Raw genomic sequence first — 10,459 nt, forward strand, 5'->3', positions numbered from 1 at the left:
CATGTGAAAAACTGTGCATAACGCTGTGGATTACAATTTCAGGAAGCGGCTTTCTTATTAGGTCAAAAGCGGCATGGACGGCTAAAAACATTTTTTATATGCTTTTCTTATAACGTTTTCACCTCTATTTTTTCACCACATCCTAGATCTTCAACCATAATACCTTTATTTACCCACATCAAAGAGCAGACACACTTTCTATACTATAAAAATAAAAAGGGAGAGGTTTCATGAGTGTGTTTTTTAGAAAAAAGTATCTTTTTGCATTGATCCTCATCGTAGTCTTTTTATCAAGTATTCCTCTGATGGGAGCTAGAAACGCAGAGGCACAAGAGACAAATGTGAAAAATTTAGTCATCGATCTCAATGTTCCTCAGGTAACAAGAGAGGTCAGAAATAATCAAATCCAATTGAATCCCTTACACGTGTATAAGGATGGCCATTTTATGATAGCCTCCAACCTCGCCTGGAAGTCATCTAATAAAAATGTAGCATCAGTTACAAAAGATGGACTGGTTACGTTAAAAGGACATAAGGGAAAAACCTTTATTTCGGTGAGCGATGGACAGTACAGTGATCGAATTTCTATTCAATTTAAGGAAGATCAGGTCCTTGTGAAAAAACAAGAAGATTCCCGCTATGATCTCATCGGTCAGGCATTAAAGCAGATGACGATGGAAGAAAAAGTGGGGCAAATGCTAATGCCGGATTTCCGGACATGGAATGGCAAGAATGTTACTGAAATGCAGCCGGAAATTGCTCAACTTGTAAAAGATTATCATCTCGGCGGCGTCATTTTATTCCGAGAAAATACAGTAGCGGCCGACCAAACCACCAAGCTGGTTCATGCTTATCAGGAGGCATCAGAAAAATACGGAATGCTGATTTCCATTGACCAAGAAGGCGGGATCGTCACACGTCTGCAAACAGGAACGGATTTTCCTGGGAACATGGCGCTCGGCGCTGCACGTTCAGACGAGCTAGCTGAAAAGGTCGGCAAAGCGATTGGGGAAGAACTGAACGCGCTAGGTATCAATATGAACTTTGGACCTGTCATGGATGTCAACTTAAATCCTGATAATCCAGTGATTGGCGTTCGATCATTTGGAGAAAACCCAGAGCTCGTCGCTCAATTGGGCAAGGCTTATATAAAAGGACTGCAAGAAACGGGAACGGCTTCCACAGCTAAGCACTTCCCAGGTCATGGTGATACGGCTGTGGATTCACATGTCGGGCTTCCAGAGGTGCCGCATGACATCGACCGTTTGAAAAAAGTAGAGCTGTATCCGTTCCAGCAGGCAATGGATGCCGGAATTGATGCCATCATGACGGCTCACGTAACGTTTCCGAAAATTGATGATTCAAAAGCCATTTCTAAAGCTGATGGCACGGAAATTGCGATTCCCGCCACATTATCTAAAAAAGTGTTAACTGGGTTAATGCGGGAGGATATGGGCTATAAAGGAGTTATTGTGACCGACGCCATGAACATGGGAGCCATTTCAAAGCACTTCGGTCCTGTAGACGCTGCAATCCGTGCGGTTCAAGCGGGTGCGGACATTCTTCTGATGCCAGTTGGAGTGTCTGAAGTCGCGAATGGAATATATAAAGCAGTGGAGAAGGGCGATATTTCAACGGACAGACTGGATCAATCAGTCGAGCGCATTTTAACATTGAAACTAAATCGAGGAATTGTGAAGGCCGAGGAAGAAACGAGCCTGGATGAGAAGGTAGAAAACGCGATGAAAATAGTCGGTTCTGCTGAACATAAGGCAATAGAAAAGGAAGCAGCCGCCCAATCAATCACCCTGGTGAAAAATGATGGCGTGCTTCCGCTTAAGACAACAAATGGAGATAAGATTGCAGTTGTCGGAGGTTCTAACTTCTATATGAATTTACTCGCTGACGAAGTGAAAAAGCATCATGGAAATGTAATCTATATCAATACTTCGAAGCAACTCACAGCAGCGCAGCTCAATCAAGTGAATGATGCTAAATATATCATTGCCGGAACGTATACTTCATCAGTAGGTGGCAGGGCACCTACAGCTGATCAAATGGTAATGACCAACCAGCTGATTGCAACAGGCATTCCTGTTGTGGCAGTAAGTGCAAGAAATCCATACGACATAATGTCCTATCCAACAGTTGGAGCCTATCTTGTCCAGTATGGCTTCAAACCAGCCAGCTTCGAAGCAGCAGCAAACACCATCTTCGGTGAAAACCAGCCAACAGGCAAGCTGCCAGTAACCATCTACAACCAAGACGGAAGCGTATTATACGGCTACGGCCATGGACTGAATTATTAAAAACATTAAAAAGAGGGACAGTCCCCCGGCGCTTTAGCGCAGCGGGGGACTGTCCCTCTTTTTGTTCTTAAATGACATTTGTCATCTCATTTTGGTGACATTGCTTACTAAAAACCCTCGACTTCAAATCGTAAAATGAAATCAAGAAAGCAGGAGGTGTTCGAAAATGGATGAAATTTTACGCTTAACGAACGTGACAAAGTCATTTCAACATAAAAAGGCAGTCAATGATGTGAGTTTTACGATTGGAAAAGGAGAAGTGGTGGCGATCCTTGGTCCAAATGGCGCAGGGAAAACAACTACCATCTCCATGATCTTAGGCTTGCTCAAGCCGACCTCTGGAGATGTAACCCTATTTAATCACCAGCCACATGAAAAGCAGGTCCGAGAAAAAATCGGGACCATGCTTCAAGAAGTCAGTGTTATGCCGGGACTGAAGGTGCGTGAAATCCTCGAACTGATCCAGAGCTATTACCCGCATCCACTACTGATGAGTGAACTTATCCAACTAACGGGTCTAACCGAGCAGGATTTAAAAACCCGTGCCGAAAAATTGTCAGGAGGACAAAAGCGCCGCTTAAGCTTTGCGCTCGCACTTGCAGGAAACCCCGAACTAATCATATTTGATGAACCTACTGTCGGCATGGATATATCAGCGAGAAACCGCTTTTGGCAGACGGTCCGCATGCTGGCGTCACAAGGAAAAACAATTATTTTTTCCACCCATTACCTTCAGGAAGCCGATGACGCAGCAGGTCGGATTCTCCTATTTAAAGACGGTAGCATCGTCGCTGACGGAACGCCGGATCAAATCAAAGCGAGAATCTCCAAGCAATCCGTTTCCTTTATCGTCGATCCGGAACAGTCCTTGGAGACGTTATATCAGCATCAAGAAATTAATAATATCTATCGGAAAAATAACCGCGTATACGTACAAACATCAAACACGGATCAAGTGTTAGAGTTGATTTTTCAAGAGAAATTAGGCGCGCACGACATTCAAATAGAACGTGGAAAGCTAGAGGAAGCATTTGAGCAACTCACTAGCGAAGCAAAGAAGGAGGCTATTTAAATGAAAACACTTCAAATGCAATGCAAAATAGAAATCATCAGGGTTTTAAGGAATCGGTATTTTGTTTTCTGGTCGCTCGTCATGCCGATAGCCTTCTACTATATTTTTACCAATCTAGTGAATTCAGATGTGCCGAACAAAGCCGAATGGCAGGCTCACTATTTAATGTCGATGACCGTATTCAGCGTAATGGGATCATCCATGATGACGCTTGGTATTCGCTTGGTGCAGGAACGCTCGCAGGGCTGGTCCACATTCATTCGCATCACACCTCTGTCTGACACGGTCTACTTTGCCGCCCAAATGATCGGGCAAAGCGTGATTCACCTTCTTTCCATTACGATTATTTTTATCGCAGGTGCTCTGATTAATCATGTGTCATTAACAGCTGCCGAATGGGTGATGAGCGGCATCTGGATTTTACTAGGCTCTCTGCCATTCCTTGCCATCGGTACTCTTATTGGCATGATGAAAAAAGTAGAAACCGCGGCTGGTATCAGCAATGTCATCTACATGGTCCTTGCGGTAGCCGGCGGTTTATGGATGCCGTTGGAAGTGATGCCGAAACTGGTGCGATCAATCGCTCAATGGCTGCCTTCCTACAACTTCGGAAATGGCGCCTGGGAAATCGTCCGCGGCAATATGCCTCATTGGAAAAATATTCTTATTTTAGTCGCCTACTTAGCTGTATTCATGCTACTATCGAAATATATTAGAAGAAAACAAGAAGCGGTGTGATGTGGTGTGAAGTGGTCACTTTTTCCAAGACGATTCGGATTCTTTCCTTATATCTTTCTCATATATATAGGCTTTCCTATCTTTTACCTAACAAAAGAAGTAGGAATGAAGCAGCTCATTGGCTATCTGATGGTGCTGCTTTTCTTAGTGACGTACCGCCAACTCTATTTCTCAATAGGGAAAAAAAGCTTTTCGGTTTGGCTCGCAGTTCAGCTTGCCATCGTATTTTCCTTTAGTGTGCTTTATCACTTAAACTACATGTTTTTAGGATTTTTTCCGGCGAATTTTCTTGGCTGGTATCAGGATAAGCGATTGTTTAAAAGAGGATTCATTAGTTTAGTATGTGTACAACTACTGCCGTTTGCGATCGAGATATTGAAAACGGGAACTTTTTTAACCCCTAAAGAACTGATTTATTATGTTCCATTCCTTATCATCATGCTAATCTCTCCCTTTGGTATTCGCTCAATGAACCGCCGGATGGAGCTCGAAAAAGCGCTCGACCAAGCCAATCAAAAAATCGAAGAATTGGTCAAACGAGAGGAGCGGGTACGGATTGCCCGCGATCTCCATGATACACTCGGCCATACATTATCACTTCTGACGCTAAAGAGCCAGCTTGTGCAACGGCTCACAGTGGTTGACCCTGAACGAGCGCGTCTCGAGGCAAAAGAAATGGAAGTCACCTCCCGTGCTGCACTCAAGCAGGTCCGTGAACTGGTGTCAGATATGAGAGCTGCAACTATTGCAGAGGAACTCATCCAGGTGCAGCAAATTTTACGAGCGGCAGGGATTACCTATCAGTACGAGGGTGAGGTAGATTTTTCAACGATATCTCCGTTCACACAAAACATTATTTCCATGTGTGTGCGGGAGGCTGCAACGAATGTCGTGAAACATAGCCGCGCCACGCATTGCTCCGTTTCTATTAAGTTTTTTTCTGAAAAAATGAACATAGTCATCCGGGATGACGGGATGGGTGTAAGTAAAAGTCGAGCGTTTGGGAATGGTTTGCGGGGGATGGAAGAGAGACTAGCCCTCGTTGACGGCGGAGTCACGTTAACAAACCATAATGGTGCAGTCTTGGAACTGACGGTGCCAATTATTAAAAAAGCAGAGGGGGCAGCGGGATGATCCGCTTATTTATTGCAGAAGATCAACGAATGTTACTGGGAGCGCTGGGTTCCCTTTTGGACTTGGAGGCTGATATGGAGGTAGTCGGGCAGGCGATGAATGGAGTTGACGCTCTTTCTGCGATTTTGGAGCTGAAACCCGATGTGTGCTTGATGGACATTGAAATGCCAGCCATGAACGGTTTGGAAGTGGCGGAAGAGCTTATGCAAAGAGGTGCTTCCAGTAAGGTAATTATCTTAACGACGTTTGCCCGGCCTGGTTATTTTGAGCGAGCGGTGAAGAGTGGTGTCCACGGTTATTTGCTGAAAGACGGGGAGATAGATGAATTAGCAGATGCTATAAGGAAGGTAATCACGGGAAAACGCGTATTTAGTCCAGAGCTAGCCTTTACAGTCATACGTGAGGAAAACCCGCTTACATCGAAAGAACAAGAGATTCTAAGATTAGCAGCGTTAGGAAAAACCACAAAAGAAATCACGGCCGAATTATATCTATCCTCCGGTACCGTCCGGAACTACATCTCCGAAATCATCCACAAACTAGACGCCAAAAACCGAACCGAAGCAGCCGCCATCGCCGAAAAAAAAGGATGGCTTTAAATAACGGGGACAGTCCCCCAGCGCTTTAACGCACTGGGGGACTGTCCCCGTTTTCATGGGCAACTCCCCATTTATCGCCCTTTCTATGTTGGACAACCTTCCTTCAATTAGGGACAAGAATAAATTAGTACTAGTCGTAAGGAGGGAAGGACATGGTGCGAAAGGCAATTATTCCCGCAGCAGGGTATGGAACACGCACTCTGCCAATCACGAAAGTGCTACCAAAGGAGATGCTGCCGATCTGCGGGAGGCCGGCAATTGACTATCTTGTTGAAGAAGCAATCAATTCAGGAATCGAGCAAATTCTAATTGTTGTATCAAGGTCTAAAAATATGATTCTGGATTACTATGACCGGTCAGTAGAATTAGAAAACTATTTAGAGGAAAAAGGGAAAACTCATCTATTAAAGGAAATCACTCTTCCAGATGTGCATTTTCAATATATTCGACAATCCTATGCACGCGGTTTAGGAGAGGCTATCCTCCTCGGTAAACATTTTGTAGGAGATGAACCGTTTGCCGTTTTGCTGCCGGATGAGATTATTCTTTCAGACAAGCAGCCGCCGTTAAGACAATTAATTAATATGTTCAAAGAATACAAGGGAAATGTCGTCGGTGTACAAAGGACGGACCCCTCTCTATTAAGTAACTACGGTGTCATCAAACCGCAAGCGCTAAGAGAAAAAGAGTACACCATTAAAGATATCGTTGAAAAACCACAGCAATCGCCGCCCTCAGACCTGGCTGTCATAGGTAGATATATATTTGACCCTGCCATCTTCCATTATCTAGAAAATGTCACGCCGGGTGTGGGTGGAGAAATTCAACTGACAGACGCTATTAAGGCAATGTCTCTAGATTATTCAACCTATGCCTTGGAAATCCAAGGAAAAAGCTACGATATAGCCAAGAGTGAAGAGTATATCAAACTGATTAACATCTTGTGTGGACCGAAGGAGGATTAATCCAGCGTGAAAATATTAATCGTCGGCACGGGGTATGTAGGAACGACGACAGGTCTAATATTTTGCGAAATGGGTCATCAGGTTACTGGACTTGATTTAGACGAAAATAAAATCAAAGCCTTGGAAGCTGGTACATTACATTTCTATGAACCGGGACTTGAAGACCTGTTAGCCAAGCACGTCGCCGCTAGAAATATTACTTTTACTAAAGAAACAAAAAAAGCTGTTAAAGAAAATGATGTCATTTTCATATGTGTTGGAACTCCACAAGACGCAGATGGTAGTGCAGACTTAACTTTTGTGAAAAATGTGGCAAAGTCCATCGGAAAATATATGGATAGCTATAAGGTGATTGTCACGAAAAGTACGGTTCCCGTCGGAACAGCAGAGCTGGTCACAAAATGGATCGGTGAAAACCAAACCGACAACATACCGTTTGATGTTGTCTCCAACCCAGAGTTTCTCCGTGAAGGCTCTGCTGTTCATGATGCACTAAACCCGGACCGCATTGTGATTGGTACAACAAGTGAGAAAGCAAGAGCCATAATGCAAGACCTGTATAAAGACTTTCATTGTCCAGTCGTCGAAACGAACCCTAAGGCTTCCGAAATGATTAAGTATGCCGCCAATTCATTTCTCGCCTTAAAAATATCCTATATTAATGAATTGGCTAAATTGTGTAATAGGCTTCAGATTAATGTGAATGATGTCTCAAAGGCAATTGGATTGGATCACAGGATTGGCCCACATTTCCTTAATGCCGGATTAGGCTATGGAGGTTCTTGTTTTCCTAAGGATGTGAGCGCCTTAATCCAAGTGGCGAGACAAAATGGACGGCCGTTGTCCATATTAGAAAGCGCCGCTAAAGTGAACAAAGAACAAACTGATTATTTTATTGAAAAAATCAAGCAGGTCCTCGGAGGAAATCTCCAAAGTAAAACGATTGCTGTTCTAGGAGTAGCATTTAAAGCAAACACCGATGACACGAGGGAGTCTCCGAGTCTCGTTCTCATCAAACAATTAAAAGAAGAGCAAGTGAACCTAAGGGTGCATGATCCGATTGTAAAGCTGGAAAGCGGGCAATTCACAACAGTAGAGGAGACGCTGACTGGGGCGGATGCAGTTGTACTTTGTACGGACTGGGACGACTATAAAGCACTTGATTGGGCCAGTCTTAAATCATTAATGAACCAACCATATATTTTTGATGGAAGAAACATGATTGATAAGAGATTGGTCGGAAGCCTGGGATTCCACTACTTAGGGGTAGCAAATCATTAATATCCACGCAAAAAAAGAGCATTCGATTATGCTCTTTTTTGTGTTATTTCTGACTTTGTAAGACCAGCTGCAACCCTAATCCAATATAGATAGCTCCAACGACTTTCCCTTGCCAGCGTGCAAATCTACTATTCTTATTAGAAAATAGTCGTTTTCCAATCGAACTGGTAAGAAAGGCTAAGAGAGTGGTATACAAAATGCTCATCAGCACAAATGTTAGTCCAAGACTTAATAACTGATAAACGACAGGTGTGCCGTTGTTATGGACGAATTGCGGCAGGAACGCTAAGAAAAATAGTGCTGTTTTCGGATTCAGCAACTCAATAAGCAATGCCTGGCGAAACGACACCGAAGGATTACTCTTTTTTGTAACAACCGGCTTTTCTTGCTGTAATTTCGTTTTTTCGAGTAATGATCTGATTCCTAAGAAGATCAAATAAGCAGCACCTAAATACTTTACAATCTCAAATGCAAGAGCGGATGTCATTAAAATGGCAGACAAACCAAGAACGGCCGCTACTGTATGAATTAAATCTCCAACGGCGATTCCTACTCCAGTAATGATGCCGGCTTTTCTTCCACCTTTTGCTGTTTGTGTGACAGTGAGTAAAACGGCAGGGCCGGGAATCAGGAATAGTACTAAAACAACTAATATGAACGTAAGCATTCTCTCACACCTCTATTCCGCAATTTAACTATTATTATACTATATTCAAACTGCCATAATTGGAAAAATAAACAATTAGACAATGATATAATATGATGGTAGTATTAAGGAACTGTCAGCGAAACAATATTATTTTAAAAAGAAATAAATTGTTTGTTGACAAAAATAGTAGTTAAGTAGTATGATATAAAAGTTGTCGCAGATAACACTTAAAGCTTTTGAAAAAAAGAAAAAAGTTGTTGACAACGAAAAATAAAAATGATACGATATAAAAGTTGTTTCATTAAATTGTTCTTTGAAAACTAAACAAACAAAAACGTCAACAAACAATAATATTTAACTTCTTAATGAAGTTAAGCCAACGTAACAAAATGAGCTAATCAACTTTCTTGGAGAGTTTGATCCTGGCTCAGGACGAACGCTGGCGGCGTGCCTAATACATGCAAGTCGAGCGAACCACTTCGGTGGTTAGCGGCGGACGGGTGAGTAACACGTGGGCAACCTGCCTGTAAGACTGGGATAACACCGGGAAACCGGTGCTAATACCGGATAATCCTTTTCCTCACATGAGGGAAAGTTGAAAGTCGGTTTCGGCTGACACTTACAGATGGGCCCGCGGCGCATTAGCTAGTTGGTGAGGTAACGGCTCACCAAGGCGACGATGCGTAGCCGACCTGAGAGGGTGATCGGCCACACTGGGACTGAGACACGGCCCAGACTCCTACGGGAGGCAGCAGTAGGGAATCTTCCACAATGGACGAAAGTCTGATGGAGCAACGCCGCGTGAGCGATGAAGGCCTTCGGGTCGTAAAGCTCTGTTGTTAGGGAAGAACAAGTACCGGAGTAACTGCCGGTACCTTGACGGTACCTAACCAGAAAGCCACGGCTAACTACGTGCCAGCAGCCGCGGTAATACGTAGGTGGCAAGCGTTGTCCGGAATTATTGGGCGTAAAGCGCGCGCAGGCGGTCCTTTAAGTCTGATGTGAAAGCCCACGGCTCAACCGTGGAGGGTCATTGGAAACTGGGGGACTTGAGTGCAGAAGAGGAAAGCGGAATTCCACGTGTAGCGGTGAAATGCGTAGAGATGTGGAGGAACACCAGTGGCGAAGGCGGCTTTCTGGTCTGTAACTGACGCTGAGGCGCGAAAGCGTGGGGAGCAAACAGGATTAGATACCCTGGTAGTCCACGCCGTAAACGATGAGTGCTAAGTGTTAGGGGGTTTCCGCCCCTTAGTGCTGCAGCTAACGCATTAAGCACTCCGCCTGGGGAGTACGGCCGCAAGGCTGAAACTCAAAGGAATTGACGGGGGCCCGCACAAGCGGTGGAGCATGTGGTTTAATTCGAAGCAACGCGAAGAACCTTACCAGGTCTTGACATCCTCTGACACTCCTAGAGATAGGACTTTCCCCTTCGGGGGACAGAGTGACAGGTGGTGCATGGTTGTCGTCAGCTCGTGTCGTGAGATGTTGGGTTAAGTCCCGCAACGAGCGCAACCCTTGATCTTAGTTGCCAGCATTCAGTTGGGCACTCTAAGGTGACTGCCGGTGACAAACCGGAGGAAGGTGGGGATGACGTCAAATCATCATGCCCCTTATGACCTGGGCTACACACGTGCTACAATGGATGGTACAAAGGGCTGCAAGACCGCGAGGTTTAGCCAATCCCATAAAACCATTCTCAGTTCGGATTGTAG

Annotated in this window: 8 protein-coding genes and 1 rRNA gene (1 of these 9 only partly in view); 8 read left to right on the forward strand and 1 reads right to left on the reverse strand. The window is 44.4% G+C overall.

Going from position 1 to position 10,459, the window contains the following annotated elements; genetic code table 11:
• Positions 1 to 230 precede the first annotated feature (230 nt).
• From QE429_RS05765 to QE429_RS05795, 7 genes are all read left to right on the forward strand, one after another.
• A complete protein-coding gene (locus QE429_RS05765; RefSeq protein WP_373463178.1) occupies positions 231 to 2,309 on the forward strand; it encodes a glycoside hydrolase family 3 protein in 2,079 nt (692 codons plus the stop codon).
• 166 nt (positions 2,310 to 2,475) lie between these two features.
• Positions 2,476 to 3,381 carry an ABC transporter ATP-binding protein gene (locus QE429_RS05770; protein ID WP_307285060.1) on the forward strand — a complete coding sequence of 302 codons (906 nt, stop codon included), beginning with the start codon at positions 2,476 to 2,478 and terminating at the stop codon, positions 3,379 to 3,381.
• Positions 3,382 to 4,119: an ABC transporter permease gene (locus QE429_RS05775; protein WP_307285062.1), complete on the forward strand. Its 738-nt coding sequence runs from the start codon at positions 3,382 to 3,384 to the stop codon at positions 4,117 to 4,119.
• A gap of 6 nt (positions 4,120 to 4,125) precedes the next feature.
• Positions 4,126 to 5,253: a sensor histidine kinase gene (locus QE429_RS05780; RefSeq protein ID WP_483862225.1), complete on the forward strand. Its 1,128-nt coding sequence runs from the start codon at positions 4,126 to 4,128 to the stop codon at positions 5,251 to 5,253.
• A complete protein-coding gene (locus QE429_RS05785; protein WP_307285067.1) occupies positions 5,250 to 5,852 on the forward strand; it encodes a response regulator transcription factor in 603 nt (200 codons plus the stop codon). The genes QE429_RS05780 and QE429_RS05785 overlap by 4 nt, the downstream gene beginning before the upstream one ends.
• A gap of 152 nt (positions 5,853 to 6,004) precedes the next feature.
• Positions 6,005 to 6,817: a UTP--glucose-1-phosphate uridylyltransferase gene (locus tag QE429_RS05790; protein ID WP_307285070.1), complete on the forward strand. Its 813-nt coding sequence runs from the start codon at positions 6,005 to 6,007 to the stop codon at positions 6,815 to 6,817.
• 6 nt (positions 6,818 to 6,823) lie between these two features.
• Positions 6,824 to 8,098 (forward strand): UDP-glucose dehydrogenase family protein, encoded by a 1,275-nt coding sequence (locus QE429_RS05795; protein WP_307285072.1) that lies wholly within the window; start codon positions 6,824 to 6,826, stop codon positions 8,096 to 8,098.
• A 43-nt stretch (positions 8,099 to 8,141) separates the two neighbouring features.
• Here QE429_RS05795 and QE429_RS05800 read toward each other — a convergent pair whose 3' ends face one another.
• Positions 8,142 to 8,765, reverse strand: coding sequence for a LysE family translocator (locus tag QE429_RS05800; protein ID WP_307285076.1), 624 nt, complete (start codon positions 8,763 to 8,765; stop codon positions 8,142 to 8,144).
• Between the two features lie 386 nt (positions 8,766 to 9,151).
• Here QE429_RS05800 and QE429_RS05805 point away from each other — a divergent pair.
• Positions 9,152 to 10,459: ribosomal RNA gene (locus QE429_RS05805) — 16S ribosomal RNA — on the forward strand (it continues 230 nt past the right edge of the window).

The sequence above is a fragment of the Bacillus sp. SORGH_AS_0510 genome (genome assembly GCF_030818775.1).
Classification (GTDB): Bacteria; Bacillota; Bacilli; order Bacillales; family Cytobacillaceae; genus Neobacillus.